15 protein-coding genes are annotated in these 16,314 nt (G+C 50.0%); 6 read left to right on the forward strand and 9 right to left on the reverse strand.

From position 1 onward, the window contains the following. The first annotated feature begins 9 nt into the window (after window positions 1–9). Entirely contained in the window at window positions 10–1,065 is a 1,056-nt protein-coding gene (gene leuB / locus GWK09_RS12715; RefSeq protein WP_163693841.1) for a 3-isopropylmalate dehydrogenase, read from the forward strand. A gap of 15 nt (window positions 1,066–1,080) precedes the next feature. Here leuB and GWK09_RS12720 read toward each other — a convergent pair whose 3' ends face one another. The 5 genes from GWK09_RS12720 to ilvD are packed head-to-tail and all read right to left on the reverse strand — an operon-like array spanning window position 1,081 to window position 8,213. Beyond that, a complete protein-coding gene (locus GWK09_RS12720) occupies window positions 1,081–2,673 on the reverse strand; it encodes an NADP-dependent glyceraldehyde-3-phosphate dehydrogenase (protein ID WP_163693842.1) in 1,593 nt (530 codons plus the stop codon). A gap of 40 nt (window positions 2,674–2,713) precedes the next feature. Beyond that, complete coding sequence (ilvC, locus tag GWK09_RS12725; RefSeq protein ID WP_163693843.1) at window positions 2,714–4,189, reverse strand: ketol-acid reductoisomerase; 1,476 nt, start codon at window positions 4,187–4,189, stop codon at window positions 2,714–2,716. Window positions 4,190–4,210: 21 nt separating this feature from the next. After that, a complete protein-coding gene (gene ilvN / locus GWK09_RS12730) occupies window positions 4,211–4,741 on the reverse strand; it encodes an acetolactate synthase small subunit (protein ID WP_163693844.1) in 531 nt (176 codons plus the stop codon). Between the two features lie 6 nt (window positions 4,742–4,747). Next, a complete protein-coding gene (ilvB, locus tag GWK09_RS12735) occupies window positions 4,748–6,481 on the reverse strand; it encodes a biosynthetic-type acetolactate synthase large subunit (protein WP_163693845.1) in 1,734 nt (577 codons plus the stop codon). Between the two features lie 37 nt (window positions 6,482–6,518). Further along, on the reverse strand, window positions 6,519–8,213 hold the full coding sequence (gene ilvD / locus GWK09_RS12740; protein ID WP_163693846.1) for a dihydroxy-acid dehydratase: 1,695 nt from the start codon (window positions 8,211–8,213) through the stop codon (window positions 6,519–6,521). A 198-nt stretch (window positions 8,214–8,411) separates the two neighbouring features. On the opposite strand from ilvD, the gene GWK09_RS12745 reads away from it, so the two are divergent. Together GWK09_RS12745 and GWK09_RS12750 are read left to right on the forward strand one after the other, a co-directional pair. Continuing rightward, window positions 8,412–9,821 carry an aldehyde dehydrogenase gene (locus tag GWK09_RS12745; RefSeq protein ID WP_239530932.1) on the forward strand — a complete coding sequence of 470 codons (1,410 nt, stop codon included), beginning with the start codon at window positions 8,412–8,414 and terminating at the stop codon, window positions 9,819–9,821. Window positions 9,822–9,826: 5 nt separating this feature from the next. Then, a complete protein-coding gene (locus GWK09_RS12750; protein ID WP_163693847.1) occupies window positions 9,827–10,555 on the forward strand; it encodes a nitroreductase family protein in 729 nt (242 codons plus the stop codon). Here the strand turns inward: GWK09_RS12750 and GWK09_RS12755 are convergent. From GWK09_RS12755 to GWK09_RS12770, 4 genes are read right to left on the reverse strand one after another with little or no spacing between them, the layout of a single operon-like run. Next, entirely contained in the window at window positions 10,552–11,394 is an 843-nt protein-coding gene (locus GWK09_RS12755) for a 5-oxoprolinase subunit C family protein (RefSeq protein ID WP_163693848.1), read from the reverse strand. The genes GWK09_RS12750 and GWK09_RS12755 overlap by 4 nt on opposite strands. A 2-nt stretch (window positions 11,395–11,396) precedes the next feature. Further along, window positions 11,397–12,125, reverse strand: a complete 729-nt coding sequence (gene pxpB / locus GWK09_RS12760) for a 5-oxoprolinase subunit PxpB (protein ID WP_163693849.1) — start codon at window positions 12,123–12,125, stop codon at window positions 11,397–11,399. Beyond that, entirely contained in the window at window positions 12,122–12,865 is a 744-nt protein-coding gene (pxpA, locus tag GWK09_RS12765) for a 5-oxoprolinase subunit PxpA (RefSeq protein WP_163693850.1), read from the reverse strand. The genes pxpB and pxpA overlap by 4 nt, the downstream gene beginning before the upstream one ends. Further along, on the reverse strand, window positions 12,862–14,055 hold the full coding sequence (locus tag GWK09_RS12770; protein WP_163693851.1) for an Nramp family divalent metal transporter: 1,194 nt from the start codon (window positions 14,053–14,055) through the stop codon (window positions 12,862–12,864). Before GWK09_RS12770 ends, pxpA begins: the two co-directional genes overlap by 4 nt. A 218-nt stretch (window positions 14,056–14,273) precedes the next feature. On the opposite strand from GWK09_RS12770, the gene GWK09_RS12775 reads away from it, so the two are divergent. The 3 genes from GWK09_RS12775 (at window position 14,274) to GWK09_RS12785 (ending at window position 16,301) form a co-directional block, all read left to right on the forward strand. Further along, window positions 14,274–14,717 (forward strand): hypothetical protein, encoded by a 444-nt coding sequence (locus GWK09_RS12775; RefSeq protein ID WP_163693852.1) that lies wholly within the window; start codon window positions 14,274–14,276, stop codon window positions 14,715–14,717. A 31-nt stretch (window positions 14,718–14,748) separates the two neighbouring features. Continuing rightward, a complete protein-coding gene (locus tag GWK09_RS12780; protein ID WP_163693853.1) occupies window positions 14,749–15,039 on the forward strand; it encodes a hypothetical protein in 291 nt (96 codons plus the stop codon). Window positions 15,040–15,188: 149 nt separating this feature from the next. Continuing rightward, window positions 15,189–16,301, forward strand: coding sequence for a pyridoxal phosphate-dependent aminotransferase (locus GWK09_RS12785; RefSeq protein WP_163693854.1), 1,113 nt, complete (start codon window positions 15,189–15,191; stop codon window positions 16,299–16,301). Window positions 16,302–16,314 lie beyond the last annotated feature (13 nt).

Consider the following 16,314-nt stretch of genomic DNA (forward strand, 5'->3'; position numbering starts at 1 on the left):
ACAAGACGTATGGAATTGAACATAGCCCTTTTGGCCGGGGATGGTATCGGCCCTGAAGTGATTGCCCAGGCCGTGAAAGTATGCGATGCCGTAGCAGACAAATACAACCATAAGATACACTGGAGGCCGGCCCTGACCGGTGCTGCCGCGATCGATGCGGTAGGGGATCCCTATCCCGAAGAGACCCACGCAATCTGTGCCAGCTCGGATGCCGTATTATTCGGCGCCATAGGTCATCCCAGGTTCGACAATGATCCATCGGCCAAGGTCAGACCCGAACAGGGCCTACTAAAAATGAGGCAAAAACTGGGGCTTTTCGCCAATGTCAGACCCACATTTACCTTTCCTTCCCTGATCGACAGATCCCCTCTGAAAAGAGAAAGGATCGAGGGCACGGATCTCGTTTTTCTCAGAGAACTCACCGGGGGTATCTATTTTGGCAAAAGAGGGCGGGAAGATGATGGTGAGACTGCTTTTGACACCTGTACCTACACCCGGAAGGAAGTACAAAGACTGGCTAAAAAGGGATTTGAGATGGCCATGAAGCGATCTAAAAAACTTTGCTGTGTGGATAAGGCCAACGTACTCGAATCATCCAGATTATGGAGGGAGACGGTACAGGCCATGGAAAAGGAATACCCTGAAGTGCAGGTGTCCTATGAATTTGTTGATGCGGTGGCTATGCGTCTGGTACAGTGGCCAAATTCATACGACGTACTCATCACAGAAAACCTGTTCGGCGATATCCTTACGGATGAAGCTTCCGTGATCTCAGGATCGATGGGCCTGATGCCCTCCGCTTCCCTGGGGGAATCTATAGGGCTGTATGAGCCTATCCATGGTTCCTACCCACAGGCCGCCGGCAAAGACATCGCAAATCCCCTTGCTACTGTATTGTCTGCTGCCATGATGTTCGATGATTTTGGTTTGTTCCAAGAAGCCGAAGCGATCAGGGATGTGGTGAACCGATCCCTTTCTGAAGGAGTGGTCACAGAAGACCTGGCAGATAAAGGAAAGTCCTATAAGACCAGCGAAGTGGGCAACTGGCTGGCTAAACACCTATAAAAACTATTTACTTCTTTACAGGATGTATTCCGTGCTGGTGAAATTGGATAATTTGGTATCCAGCAACTGATTTACGGTGTCTTTATTGATCTCATTGTCCTTAAAGGCCAGGAGGGTTCGAATAGAGAATGACCGAAGGGCATCGTGTACGCTAAGCGTGGATTGGGCAGAGTCCTTTCTTCCGGTAAAGGGATATACATCAGGACCCCTCTGGCAGGAACTGTTGAGGTTGACCCTGCAGACCAGATTGGCCAGGGTATCGATCAGGGGTGCCAGAGCATAAACATCTTTCCCGAACAGGCTTACCTGCTGTCCGTAATTGCTCTCTGCCATATCGTCCAGGGGTTCTTCTATGTCCTTGAATGACAGGACCGGAATCACCGGACCAAATTGCTCTTCCTGGTATACGCGCATCTCCTTGGTTACCGGATACAGTACAGCAGGCCAAATGAAATTGTCGAAGTGCTTCCCTCCTTTTTCGTTCATGATCCTGGCGCCTTTTGCCAGGGCATCGTCAATGAGTTCCTGGATATAAGCGGGTTTATCAGGTTCCGGTAAGGGGGTCAGCTTCACTCCTTCTTCCCATGGATTTCCGAATTTCAAGGCATCCACCCTGGAGGCGAATTGTGCCAGGAACTTCTCCCGTACTTCTTCATGCACATAGACGATCTTCAGGGCCGTACACCTTTGCCCGTTAAAGGAAAGGGTTCCGGTGAGGCATTCTTCCACGGTAAGGTCCATTTCCGCATCAGGCAGGATGATAGCGGGATTTTTGGCTTCCAACCCCAGCACCAGACGCAACCGGTTACTCTTGGGGTGTTGCTCCTGAAGGGCGTTGGCAGATCGACTGTTGCCGATCAGAGCCAGCACATCCACCTTCCCGGTTTTCATGATGGGGGCGGCCACCGTCCTGCCCCTTCCGAAAAGGATATTGACCACGCCTTTGGGAAAACTGTTTCTAAAAGCTTCCAGCAGGGGTGTGATCAGCAGGACCCCGTGTTTGGCCGGCTTGAAAATAGCAGTATTTCCCATGATCAGGGCCGGGATCAGCAGCGCAAAGGTTTCGTTCAGGGGGTAATTGTAGGGCCCAAGGCAAAGTACAACTCCCAGAGGCCCACGCCTAATATGGGCATAAACCCCTTCGTGTTTCTGAAATTTGGCCGAATTCCGGTCGAGTTGTTTGTAATCCTCTATCGTATCGTAGATGTAGTCGACCGTACGATCGAATTCCTTCATGGAATCCGGAAGGGATTTTCCGATCTCCCACATCAGCAATTTTACGACTTCATCCCGTTTGGTCCTCATCTGGGATACAAATTTCTCCATGCATTCAATGCGATCCCTCACTTTCATGGTAGGCCAGATCCCCTTGCCCTGGTCATAGGCATTCAGAGCCCCCTCAAGGGCTTCCATTGCTTCGGCCTCACCCAGGTCCGGAATGCTGCCCAGGACCGTATGCGCATACTCTTCTGTGGAGGAAATTGTGGAAAACACCTCAGTGACATTCCCTTTCCAGGGCTTTAACTCCCCGTCCACCAAATAGGATCGATGATGTATCTTTTCCCCTATCCGATATTTTTCGGGGATGATCTCAGTCTCTGTGGCCATTTCGTATTGTTTTCCTTAAAGATACATTAATTTAAAACCATCAAACAATGGGCTTCATGGCGGTCATGGAAGCCCTGAGCCTTGCGCCTACCTTTTCGACAGGATGCTCCCTTAGGGTCTTGTTGACCTCGATGAGTTTTGCGTTGGGCACCCCATTACCCCTGCCTTCTCCAAAGGCCTTGCCGATCACATCCGTATCGATCTTTTTCATAAAGTCTTTCAACAAGGGTTTGCAGGCGTGATCGAAGAGATAACACCCGTATTCCGCGGTGTCCGAAATGACGCGGTTCATCTCAAAGAGTTTTTTCCTCGCAATTGTATTGGCGATGAGCGGGGTCTCGTGAAGGGATTCGTAATAAGCCGATTCCCCTATGATACCCGACTCGGTCATGGCTTCATAAGCGAGCTCCACGCCTGCCCTCACAAAGGCTACCATCAAAACCCCTTTGTCGTAATACTCCTGTTCAGAGATCTTCTGGTCTCCGGCCGGGGTCTTTTCAAAAGCAGTTTCTCCTGTAGCGGCCCTCCAGGTCAGGAGGTTCTTGTCATCATTCGCCCAGTCTTCCATCATGGTCTTTGAAAAATGCCCGCTCATGATGTCGTCCATATGCTTCTGGAACAACGGCCTCATGATCTCCTTCAATTCTTCTGAAAGATCAAAAGCCTTAATCTTTGCCGGATTGGAGAGCCTGTCCATCATGTTGGTGATACCCCCGTATTTCAATCCTTCGGTGATCGTCTCCCACCCGTATTGGATAAGCTTGGAAGCATATCCGGGGTCGATCCCCTTTTCCAGCATCTTGTCAAAACAAAGGATGGAACCCGTTTGCAATAAACCACACAGAATGGTCTGCTCTCCCATGAGGTCTGATTTTACCTCGGCCACGAAGGAAGATTCCAGCACCCCAGCCTTATGGCCTCCGGTTGCAGCCGCATACGCCTTCGCCTGGGCCAGCCCTTTTCCTTCAGGATCGTTCTCCGGGTGAACGGCGATCAGGGTAGGAACCCCGAATCCCCTTTTGTACTCCTCTCTTACTTCAGAACCAGGACTCTTGGGGGCCACCATGATCACCGTCAGGTCCTTCCTGATCTGCATGCCTTCTTCCACGATATTGAAACCATGGGAGTACGATAGGGTTGCCCCTTTCTTCATTAGCGGCATCACGCTCTTTATGACATGGGTATGCTGTTTGTCAGGGGTTAGGTTGATGAGCAGGTCTGCTGTAGGCACCAGTTCCTCATAGGTACCCACCTTAAACCCGTTTTCGGTGGCATTGATATAGGACGCCCGTTTTTCGGCTATCGCTGCCTCCCGAAGGGTGTAGGCAATATCCAGGCCCGAATCCCTCATGTTCAGCCCCTGGTTGAGGCCCTGGGCGCCACAGCCGATGATCACGATCTTTTTTCCCTTAAGAGCGGAAACTCCATCGGCAAATTCGCTCGTGTCCATGAACCGGCATTTCCCCAGTTGTTTTAATTGATCCCGTAGTGAAAGAGTATTGAAATAATTTGTCATGCGTAATCTGTTAGGTTCTCGTTATTCTTGATTTTCATATGCGTTCAACATAGCTGTGATCGGCATGGAAGCCTTGGTCACCGCTATCCTTCCGGATCTCACGAACTGAAGGATTCCATATGGCTCCAGCTGGTCGTGCATTTCGTCTATCTCATGCCTCCTGCCAGTCTTGGCCAGGACAAAGAACTCCCTGGAGACCGTGACGATCTGGGAATTGCTCTCCTTGATGATATTCTGGATCTGCCTTTCATCAAAAAGGAGATGAGAAGCGATCTTGAATAAAGCCGACTCCTGGTAGATGATCTCTTCATCCGTGTGGTAAAAGGCTTTGATCACTTCGATCTGTTTCTCGATCTGAGCCACGATCTTCCGCGTCCAGTCTTCGGTGGTAAAAACGACAATGGTGAATTTAGAAACATGCTCAATCTCTGATTTAGAGACGTTTAATCCTTCTATATTAATATGTCGCTTTAAGAATATTCCCGAGATCCTGTTGAGCAGGCCCACATTGTTCTCAGAATACACGGATATGGTGAACCACTTTTTTTCCATGGCTTATTACTTTAATCTGATATCTGATACGGAAGCTCCGGAGGGAATCATCGGAAATACATTGTCTTCCTTCTCCACCTTCACTTCAAGGAAATAGGGCTCTTTGGAGGCTATCATTTCCCTGACCGCCTTTTTCAGGTCCTTTCTTTCTGATACCCTGTTCGCCCGGAGATGGTAACCTTCGGCGATCTTAACAAAGTCGGGGTTGGTCATTACCGTGGAGGCATACCTGCTCTCAAAAAAGAGTTCCTGCCATTGCCTGACCATTCCCAGGTGGTCATTGTTGAGTACTACGATCTTGATGGCTAGTTTATTCTGATAGATCGTGGCCAGCTCCTGGATGGTCATTTGGTACCCCCCGTCCCCTATAATAGCAACGACCTCCCGCTCCATGGCACCCATCTTTGCGCCTATGGCTGCCGGCAGGGCAAAGCCCATCGTTCCGAGTCCGCCCGAGGTGATATTGCTTTTGGTCTGGTCAAATTTGGCGTACCTGCAGGCCACCATCTGGTGCTGCCCCACATCCGTGACTATCACTGCCTTGTTTTTGGTGGCCAGGTTGATCTCCTCTACTACTTCCCCCATGGTGAGACCCTCTTTTGTGGGATGCAGGTCCTTCTCGATTACTTCCCGGAATTCCTCCTCGTATTTCAATTTGAATTCATTCCTCCAAGCCTCATGACTGTTCTTTTTGATCCTGGGCAATAATCTGCTAAGGGTCTCCTTGGCGTCCCCGAGGAGGGCAATGTCTGCTTTGACATTCTTGTTGACCTCCGCCGGATCAATTTCCATATGTATGATCTTGGCCTGTTTGGCATAGGTATCCAGGCTACCGGTCACCCGGTCATCAAAGCGCATCCCTATGGCGATCAGTACGTCGCATTCATTGGTCAGCACGTTGGGACCGTAATTCCCGTGCATGCCCACCATGCCGACATTCAGAGGGTGGTCCGTATTCATGGCCGAAAGACCCAAAATGGTCCAGGCTGCGGGGATACCGGCCTTTTCCACCAATTGTTTTAATTCCTCTTCTGCTTTGCCCAGGATCACTCCCTGCCCGTAGACAATATAAGGTTTCTTCGCCTGGTTTATCAGTGCCGCGGCGGCATCCAGGTCTTCCTCGCTTACCTTGGCAACGGGCTGATAACTGCGTACTCCTTTACAGGCTTCGTAGTGAAAATCGAGCTCGTCGAACTGGGCGTTCTTGGTGATGTCGATCAGGACAGGTCCCGGTCTGCCGGACCGGGCGATATAAAAGGCCTTGGCAATAATATCTGGGATCTCCTCAGCCTTTGTTACCTGGTAGTTCCATTTGGTCACCGGGGTAGAGATACCGATGATATCCGTCTCCTGAAAGGCATCAGATCCCAACAGGTGCCTTGGAACCTGCCCGGTGATGCACACAATGGGCGTAGAGTCGATCTGGGCGTCCGCCAGACCGGTCACCAGGTTGGTCGCACCGGGTCCGGAGGTAGCTATGGCGACTCCTACCCTTCCACTGACCCGGGCGTAGCCCTGGGCAGCATGGGTAGCCCCCTGTTCATGCCTGGTGAGGATATGGGTAAGCCTGTCCTGGAATTTGTAAAGTTCGTCATAGACCGGCATGATAGCCCCACCCGGGTACCCGTATATCAGGTCCACCCCTTCTGCCAGAAGACAATGGATGATGGCTTCTGCCCCACTGATCCTCAACTTCTCAGGGTTGTTTTTTGCGGTTTTTTTTGATGTAATCGTTTCCATATTCTGTCTTTCGAACTGAAAATTCCTTAAGTTCTATCTATTTGAATTGATCTGTGACGCAACCTTCGGATGCGGAGGATACCGTCTTGGCGTACTTGTAGAGGCTACCCCTCTGAACCTTTAATGCAGGTTGTTTCCAGGATGCCCTGCGCTTCTTTAGTTCGGCGTCGGAAAGTGCCACGCTGATGGTGTTCTTGTCGGCATCAATGGTGATGATGTCCCCATCCTGAATCAATGCGATCGGGCCCCCATCCTGGGCTTCCGGGGAGACGTGCCCGACTACGAATCCATGGGTTCCGCCTGAGAAACGCCCATCGGTGATCAGTGCCACGTCCTTGCCAAGTCCGGCCCCCATGATAGCCGCTGTAGGTTTAAGCATTTCAGGCATTCCAGGTCCGCCCTTAGGGCCTTCATATCTGATCACCACCACATCCCCTTTCTTTACCAGGCCTTTACCGATGCCGTCATTGGCCTTGAATTCATCCTCGAATACCTTGGCAGGCCCACTAAAATGGTATCCCTCCTTCCCGGTGATCTTTGCCACGGCTCCTGCCGGGGCAAGGTTTCCATAAAGGATGCGCAAATGCCCGGTCTCTTTAATGGGCTGATCCATGGGGTGCACGACCTTCTGTCCCTCCTTCAGGCCCGGTACTTCGCTGAGATTTTCCGCTATAGTCTTTCCGGTTACGGTGAGGCAATCCCCGTGAAGCATACCGTTTTCCAGCATGAATTTCATCACTGCCGGGATACCGCCCACCCTGTGGACATCTTCCATCAGGTATTTTCCACTGGGTTTCAGGTCTGCCAAAAATGGGGTAGTATCGCTGATGCGTTGAAAATCGTCAAGGGTAAATTCGATTCCGGCCGACTTGGCGATCGCCAGAAAGTGTAACACAGCGTTGGTGGATCCGCCGAGAACCGTGATCAGTCTTACCGCGTTCTCCAGGGACTTTCTGCTGATGATGTCACTGGGTTTGATATCCTTTTCCAGGAGTAACCTCAGGGCCCTTCCTGCTTCCACACAATCTTTTTCTTTTTCGTTTCCAATGGCAGGATTGGAAGAATTGTACGGCATAGCCATCCCCAGTGCCTCTATAGCGGATGCCATGGTATTGGCCGTGTACATTCCTCCACAGGCTCCAGCACCCGGACAGGCATTCTGGATGACGCTCTTAAATTCGCCCTCCGTGATGGTTCCGGCTACCTTTTCACCCCAGGCCTCAAAAGCACTCACAATATCGAGCTTTCGGTTATTGAGACATCCGGAGGCGATCGTTCCGCCATAGACCAGAATAGATGGCCTGTTCAGCCGGATCATGGCCATAAGGGCCCCGGGCATATTCTTATCACAACCCACCACGGTTACGAGCCCGTCGTAATTCATGGCCTGCACCACCGTCTCCATAGAATCGGCGATGATATCCCTGGAAGGGAGGGAATAGCGCATGCCATAGGTGCCCATGGAAATCCCGTCACTTACGCCAATGGAATTAAAGACCAGGCCCACGAGGTCCTTTTCCTTCAATCCCTTTTTGACCAACTGTGCCAGGTCATTGAGGTGCATATTGCAAGGGTTACCTTCGTAACCCGTACTTCCAATGCCGATCAGAGGCTTCTCCAGATCAGCCTCCGTGAGGCCTATGGCATAAAGCATGGCCTGGGCACCCGGCTGGGTGGGGTCCTGGGTTACATTCCGGCTGTATTTGTTTAATGCGGTCGACTTCTTTTCCAAATCTGCAGAGTATTAGTAAAGTCTATACCTTTCAAAGATACTGGTTTATATACCCTTGAAGGGGGAGCCATCAATACAAGGACAAAGTCAATGGCAACAGTTTTATTGTAACTTATTGTTTTACAATACATTAAATCTTATTTTTTTATCATATTCAACCCCCGGCAACTCAAAGACAAATCCTTGTAAAAGAGAGTAATGTCCTCCGAAAAATCCTATTTTTGGGCCATGCGACACCACATTTCAAAGGATGTAGAATCCCAACGCCAGTTCTTCAACTCGGGGCGTACCCAAGACCTGAAGTTCCGAAAAGGCCTTCTCAAGAAACTGAGAACGGAGATCATCCGACAGGAGAACGCCATCTGCGATGCCCTGTATGCCGACTTTAAAAAACCGCGGTTTGAAACACTGATCGCAGAGACCCAATTCGTTCTGGCTGAACTCAACACCTTTATCAGGTATCTGGAATTATGGGCCAGGCCGGAAAGGGTACCTGCATCCCTCCTCAATTTCCCATCCTCGGATTATATCTATAAAGAACCTTACGGAACCGTTCTTATCATCGCTCCCTGGAACTATCCCTTTCAATTGACCCTCCTGCCTCTGATCTCGGCCATCGCAGCAGGAAACACGGCAGTCCTGAAACCATCGGAATTAACACCCCACACCTCAAAGCTCATCAATGAACTGGTGGCCTCCGTATTCGATCCTGCACATGCAATGGTCTTCGAAGGAGATGCAGTGGTCTCAAAGGCCCTGCTGGAAGAAAAATGGGATTATATCTTTTTTACCGGAAGTACCCGAGTCGGGAAGATCGTTTACGAGAAGGCTGCTTCGAACCTCACCCCTGTTACCCTGGAGCTCGGTGGGAAAAGCCCCTGTATCGTGGATGATTCTGCGCCGGTCGCCCAGGCGGCAAGACGGATCGTATGGGGGAAGTTCCTAAATGCAGGACAAACCTGTATCGCTCCGGATTATATCCTGGTTCACGCCAGTGCCAAGGCCCGTCTGGTGGAGGAATTGCAAAAGAGCATCCGAAGTTTTTTTGGGGATGACCCTGAAAGATCCCCTGATCTCGCCCGAATCATTTCAGATGGACATTTTCAAAGGCTGATAGGATTGCTGGAGGGACAGCAGCTATTATCGGGCGGTCAGCACACTGCCGGGGATCGATACATCGCCCCCACCCTGGTCGATGAACCAGACAAAAACAGCAAGATCATGAAGGAAGAGATCTTTGGTCCCTTGCTCCCCATCATCTCCTTTGAGGAAGAGGACGAACTGGATGCCTGGATATCCTCCTACGGAAAACCCCTGGCGGCCTATGTGTTTTCGAAAAGGAGTAGCTTTCAGAAAAGGATTCTCCGTAAACATCGATTCGGCGGGGGTGTGATCAACGACACCCTTATACATATCAGCAACAAAAACCTACCCTTTGGGGGAGTTGGTCAAAGCGGACTGGGGGCCTATCACGGCAAACGCAGTTTCGACGCTTTTTCCCATAAAAAAGCGATCGTCAAACGGGGGACGTGGCTCGACCTGAAGTTCAGAAACCCTCCTTATACCCTGCCCATAGGCCTAATTAAAAAATTAAAACACCTTCTCTGATCCCTATGGAAAAAACGGTAACCAAGGCCATACAGTACAGAAGGTCCGTCAGGATCTTCGATCCGAAAAAAGAAATAGACCCGGAAAAGGTCAGGATGTGTATCCAAAACGCCGTTCTGGCGCCAACGAGCAGCAACCTGCAACTTTGGGAGTTTTACCATGTTACCCGTCCTGAGATCCTTGAAAAGCTGGTAAGGGCCTGCCTGGGACAGAACGCTGCCAAAACAGCCAAGCAGATTGTTGTGATCGTAGCCAGAAGGGATCTCTGGAAGAAAAGAGCCCGGGCCAACACGGAGTTCCTCAAGAAAAGCATGGGAGACAAAAAACCCTCCGAATACAGCAGGAGGGAAAAGTTCGCATTGGGATATTACTCCAAAGTGATCCCTGCCGTATATACTGAATTTTTGGGCATTGTGGGATGGATGCAATTCCTTTTGTTCAGTATCATCGGACTTTTCAGACCGGTTTACAGGCAGGTCCGCAGGTCTGACATGCGTATCGTGGCTCATAAAAGTGCCGGTCTGGCTGCCCAGAATTTCATGCTCTCCATGGCTTCAATAGGATATGACACCTGTCCGATGGAAGGGAGCGATACCGTGAGGATCAAGAAGATCCTGGGCCTGCCTTCCGGCGCCGAGATCAACATGACCATTGGTTGCGGCATAAGAGATGAGAAAGGGATTTACGGTCCGCGTTTCCGGGTTCCCTTTGAAGAGGTGTACAAAAAGGTCTAGCTTTCTTTCTTGAAATACAGGGTATCCCCGAAGGTCTTCTGAGCGAGTTTGTTAACGGAATCCTCTGTTAACTGAAGGATCCTGGGGTATCCTCCGGTAGTCTGCCCATCTCGCATCAGGATAATAAGCTTACCCCCTGGAGTCATCTGCACGGTTCCCGGCATCGTGGCAGAGGTCAGCATGGGATGTTGATGGGATCCCAGGGTCTCCTGTAATTGATAGGCCATGCGGTTGTTCTCCATGGCGATGGTAAAAGACTGATTAAAAAGGAGTTCTTTTTGATTATCATCCAGGATATCGAACTCCGGACCCGGACCCGCACTCAATTTGAGCACTTTATGGATTTCCGAAGGGATCACATGGCTGATTTTCACTTCAAATTCGGTGACCTCTTTATAAGGCACTTCCATTCCCGCTACCAGATGGTCCTTCTCAGTGATAGGTTTGTAGAAAGATCTGCTCTTCAGGACCTCCGGTGTATCAAATCCTCCTTTAACGGCCACATATCCCCTGAGTCCGTCTATGTGTTTACCGAAAGCGAGGCGATCCCCGGACCGTATCCTGTGAACGCTGTGATTGTCTATATCGACCTCATTCAGTTTGGGTGAAAGGTTGGCCCCTGCTATGGCGATCCAGGTGTCCTTCGTGAATTCGAGGACGGGTCCGGACATAGTGATCTCAAGAACAGCGGCCTCCTCAGGGTTTTCAAGCATCGCATTGGCCAGGCGAGAAGCAGGCTGGTCCATACTACCGGATACAGGTACTCCCAGATGGCGGTAACCGTATCTGCCGTTGTCCTGGATGGAGGTGAAGAATCCGCTTTTGACGACTTTTAGCACAATTAAGATTCTTTGGTTAAGAGGTCAATACCTACTTCCGCCTGTATGGTATGCAGGTCGAACTGGGCCCTGGTAATGGAGTAAAAACTGACCGTGTCCCCTACCCTTACAAAACAGGGATTTTCCTTTTGAGCATCGAAGATCGGGACAGGGCAATTGCCGATTATGTTCCAGCCTCCGGGACAATCCTGTGGATAGATACCCGTCTGTTTTCTTGCCAGTCCAACGGAACCCTTCCGCACGTGCAATCTTGGAGAGGCTTTTCTGGGAGTTTCCAGATCTTTTGGGATCCCCCCTAAATAAAGGAATCCCGGTAAAAATCCGATCCCATATACCGTATACGTAACCGAGGTGTGGAGGGTGATGATCTGCTCGATGGTCTTGCCTATTTGCTGGCTGAGTTCCTCCAGGTCGATCCCGAATTCCAGGTCATAGCAAACGGGTAATCTCCAATGCCGGGGTTCTTTTTTTACTCCTTCTTCCCGCTGGTCATATAATTCCCTTAGGCGGACAGATATTTCCTCGAATTTAATCTCCTTCTTGTTATTGATAAGTGCCAGGGAATTGTAGGCAGCCACGATTTCCCATTCCTCTCCGCTGTATCCCTTAAGTTTCAAATAATCCTTAAAGGTGAGGATGTCATCCAGGATCTTCGGATCGATTTCAAAAGGCCATTCTACCAGTACGGCAGACTTTCCAAAAGGTTTTATATGGATGGGGTATGAATTCACTTCCTCAAATGAATATGGTGCTTAGGAAATTCGACCGAAAGATACGCTAATATTTCAAATGCCGTAGCAGTATCTCCATGAATACAATAGGTATGGGCCACGATCTTTTTAAGATTTCCACTGACCGTTTTTACTTCGGAATTCCTGATCATTCTGAGGAGGTGCTGCAGCACTTCATACGGCTGGGTGATCAGCGCTAGTGGGGATCTCCTCGATACCAGGGAAAGGTCGTCCTCGTAGTTCCTGTCCCCAAAGGCTTCATATACACATGTAAAACCCATATCATTTGCCGCTTCTGCGATCGAGGATGCATAAGGGACATAAAGGGCTATGGCTGATCTGTAGTCCCTTATGGCTTCCAGGTACTGGTATGCTAATTGTCTATCCCTGGCCAGGTCATTGTACAGGGCTCCGTGCGCTTTGATATGGGTCATGGGTGTATCCAGATCGGTGAGCTTCCTTTGTAGCAGATCTACCTGTGAGCGGATCGCTTCCCTGAAGGCTTTTGCTTCCATTTTTACACTTTGCCTGCCAAAGTTCTCCCTGTCAGGATAAGACGGGTGGGCACCCACACGGACACCGTGTTCTCTGGCAAGTGATATCACCTCCTGCATGGTGTCCTCATCGCCTGCGTGCCCCCCGCAGGCGAGGTTACAGGATGAGATAAATGGGAAGAGTTGGCCCTCGTTCCCGATCCCCTCCCCTACATCGCAGTTGATATCGACCTCCCACTGTTTCATGTTGCGAAAATAACAGAAAGGACACTTTTCCCTCCCAGAAATACGATCAGCAGTAGCAGGATCCCTGCGATTATGTTCTGCCAGATCCGATTTTTATAATCTCCCATGATAGTGGTCCGGTTTACGATCCACAGCAACAGAACACAGATCACCGGAAATAAAAGACCGTTTGCCACCTGGGCGAATTTAATGATCTCTATGGGCCTGAAGTTGAGAAACTGGGACAATACCCCCGTTAAGAGGATTGCGCCCCAAACCATCCGGAAGCGCCTTCCGGAAAGACCGTCTTTCCAGTGAAAACAGCTGGCGGCTACGTAGGCTGCAGCCAGGGGTGCAGTGATGGCCGAGGTGATGCCGGCAGCAAACAAACCGATCCCTAAAAAATAGGTAGAGGCCCTTCCGTACAGGGGTTCTAAGCCCTTTGCGAGGTCGAGTCCACTGCTTACCTCAGTGAGTCCGCCTGCACTGGCAGAAACGACGATTGCTATGGAGATCAGGCCTCCCAGGCCAATAGAAAGTATCGTATCCCAGCGTATTGCTTTCAGGTCTTCGGCGGAGTCCCATTTTTCACTGACCAGGGAGGCATGGAGAAAGAGGTTGTAGGGCACTACGGTTGTGCCGATCAGTGCCACGACGGTAAACAGACTTCCCTCCGGCAGGGCAGGTACAAATAGACCTGAGAACACCTCTCCCGCCTCCGGCCCCGTAAGAACGGCAGCCAGGACAAAGGAGATGCTCATGAGCATTACCAGGGCCACAAAGATCTTTTCCAGCATCTTATAGGAGCCTGCAAACAGAAGTGCAAACACCCCACCCCCGATCACCCAGGCAAACCAGGGTGATGGTTCGGAACCTGTCAAAGCTTCCAAGCCCAGGACAGCCCCACCAATATTACCGGCCTCATATGCCGCATTGCCCAAAACTACCGCGCTGAGAATGATGATCGTGATGAGCGTTCGAACCAGGGGCCTGCGGAGTTCTGATCTGATACTTGCCGCCAGGCCCTGTTTGGTGAGTATCCCGATCCTGGCTGCCATTTCCTGGAATACAACAGTGGTAACAATGGAGATCAGCAATGCCCACAGGAGGGCAAATCCGAAATCCACCCCGGCCAGGGTACAGGTGGTAACCGTCCCTGGTCCTATAAAAGCAGCGGCAATCAGAAAACCCGGACCTATCTTTTTAAACACCGAATTGGATTTGTTGGGGAATGTACATCAAAGTTGAAACTTTCGCCAATTTCTTGTCAATACCTGTCCGGAGAAATGAAAATCAAATGTTAAAAAAAGTGCCGTTCGTCTAAAAAATTGCATTTCGTCTAAAAACCGGTGGTCATTGGTCGATGGTGCAAAATAATCCTCCGATCTCCCGGTTATAATTATCCCAAATCGTTTTTTGACCTACTTATATGACCTGCTTAGAATGCAATAAAGAACTCGGCTATCTCGACCACAAAAATTCCATGGAAGTCTATGGTGTGGAGCTATGTGCCAGGCACAAGACCAGGATCGATCGCCTAATCAAATCCAACAACACTCCCCTTGCAGCCATACGATTGTATTATGCGTTAAAGGAGGTCGGAGTTTACCCCATGCTGGAATGGTGGGATGGAAAGAAGTCGATCGATATCGCCATATCCCGGGTCAAGTTGAACATTGAAATAGATACGGAGTACCAGATGCTAACCCATGAACAGGCGATGAACAATCTGGAAGAGACCATGCACTCCTTCCAGAACGGGTTTACTACTGTAAGAATACCCCAGGTGGTCATCAAGCATTACCTGAGGGAAACGGTTCAAAGTATCCTGGGTATCATTGAAGGCCTGAAAGTGAACATCAAGGTCATATAAAGTAAATAGGGGCGGAACAAAAAAGAACATCATGGAACAAGAAAGTAAGTACACCCTGAAATCCTATACCCTGAGTAAGATCATCCTCTTTTTGCTGACCGTGGCTGCCCTGGCCGTGATGGTCAATACCAACCCGGTCATCTCCCGCTTCCTTTTTGGGCTGCCAGTAATCCTTTCCGGGTTCCTGGGTATCGCCGGCGTGGTGATCCTTTACAAGGGTCGCAACGAGCCCATAGATGAAAAGAAGATCATCGCCTTTGTGGTGAACTCAGCCATGGTACTGCTCATCGTGGCCATATTCATCTCCAACACCCTTTATTAGAAGGATCCGCTGTTTCCCTTGAAGTTTATTTAATTTCCCTCTTTCGAAGGACCGATGTGTCATTTCCTTCGAATTTTCTTTTATCGGTAACCATACACTCAGTGTGGTCTATCGGGAAAATTTGTATCTTCTGCTGAAAATTTCAGGTCATGAATAATCTGGACAGAAGACAATGGTTGAAGACGATCGGGCTTACCTCTGGTTTTGCCCTGATCGGGGGGTTACCCGCAGTTGCCTGGGAACAAACGGATTCCCGGACTATAACGGATGGCCCCGTCCGACTCAGTTCAAATGAGAATCCATTTGGCCCCTCCAAAAAGGTTAGATCGACAATAAGCAACAGTTTTGACATTGCCTGTCGTTACCCCTTCCAGTACCTCACCCAGCTTGTCAATGAGATCGCTGAGAAAGAAGGGGTTTCCAGGGATTGCGTGGTGGTTACCGGAGGTTCTACCGAAGGGCTTAAGGCAGCCGGTCTGGTCTACGGACTCGAAGGGGGAGAAGTCATTGCCGCTGATCCCACTTTTCAGGCGTTGCTTTCCTATGCAGAGAATTTTGGGGCCTATGTGCACCGTGTTCCCTTGAATGAGCGAATGGAACACGACCTGGAAGCCATGGCCCGAAGGGTCACCAGCAAGACCAGGCTCATTTTTCTCTGCAATCCCAACAACCCGACAGGCACCTTGCTCAACAAAGATAACCTGCGCGATTTCTGTCTTTCCAATGAGGATAAGGCCGTGATCTTCAGCGACGAAGCATATTACGATTTCATCATGGAACCCGACTATCCCTCTATGGTGGAGTTGGTCAAGGAAGGCCGAAATGTAATTGTTTCCAAGACCTTTTCCAAAGTCTATGGTCTGGCGGGCATGCGGATCGGTTATCTGATCGCAAGGCCGGACATTGCGGATCGACTTAAAGACGCGGTGATGGCGAATACGAATGTGCTCGCAATAGAAGCTGCCAGAGAGGCCCTCAGAGATAACGAGTTCTATAAATTCAGCCTGCAAATGAATGCAGAGGCAAAACGCTACATCTACAAAACCCTGGACGACCTGAACCTGCCATACATCCCGTCCCATACAAACTTTGTATTCTTTAAAACCGGCAGGCCAATCAGGAATATCATTTCCGAGATGGAAAGGCATAACGTGATTATTGGAAGACCCTTCCCGCCTATGGATGAGTGGGCCAGGATCAGTACGGGGACCATGGAAGAAGTGCAGGCTTTTGGCTCTGCCCTTAAAAAGGTAATGACCTAGTATCTTCTTAAGG

Origin of the sequence: Muriicola jejuensis (assembly GCF_010671595.1) — a bacterium.
Taxonomy (GTDB): domain Bacteria; phylum Bacteroidota; class Bacteroidia; order Flavobacteriales; family Flavobacteriaceae; genus Muriicola; species Muriicola jejuensis.

Excerpts from the sequence above, each read along its gene's own strand:
- GWK09_RS12720 (WP_163693842.1), bottom strand. The coding sequence starts at position 2,673 with ATGGCCACAGAGACTGAGATCATCCCCGAAAAATATCGGATAGGGGAA.
- GWK09_RS12745 (WP_239530932.1), top strand. The coding sequence starts at position 8,412 with ATGTCCTCCGAAAAATCCTATTTTTGGGCCATGCGACACCACATTTCA.
- ilvN (WP_163693844.1), bottom strand. The coding sequence starts at position 4,741 with ATGGAAAAAAAGTGGTTCACCATATCCGTGTATTCTGAGAACAATGTG.
- GWK09_RS12750 (WP_163693847.1), top strand. The coding sequence starts at position 9,827 with ATGGAAAAAACGGTAACCAAGGCCATACAGTACAGAAGGTCCGTCAGG.
- GWK09_RS12785 (WP_163693854.1), top strand. The coding sequence starts at position 15,189 with ATGAATAATCTGGACAGAAGACAATGGTTGAAGACGATCGGGCTTACC.
- leuB (WP_163693841.1), top strand. The coding sequence starts at position 10 with ATGGAATTGAACATAGCCCTTTTGGCCGGGGATGGTATCGGCCCTGAA.
- GWK09_RS12775 (WP_163693852.1), top strand. The coding sequence starts at position 14,274 with ATGACCTGCTTAGAATGCAATAAAGAACTCGGCTATCTCGACCACAAA.
- ilvC (WP_163693843.1), bottom strand. The coding sequence starts at position 4,189 with ATGACAAATTATTTCAATACTCTTTCACTACGGGATCAATTAAAACAA.
- pxpA (WP_163693850.1), bottom strand. The coding sequence starts at position 12,865 with ATGAAACAGTGGGAGGTCGATATCAACTGCGATGTAGGGGAGGGGATC.
- GWK09_RS12780 (WP_163693853.1), top strand. The coding sequence starts at position 14,749 with ATGGAACAAGAAAGTAAGTACACCCTGAAATCCTATACCCTGAGTAAG.
- ilvB (WP_163693845.1), bottom strand. The coding sequence starts at position 6,481 with ATGGAAACGATTACATCAAAAAAAACCGCAAAAAACAACCCTGAGAAG.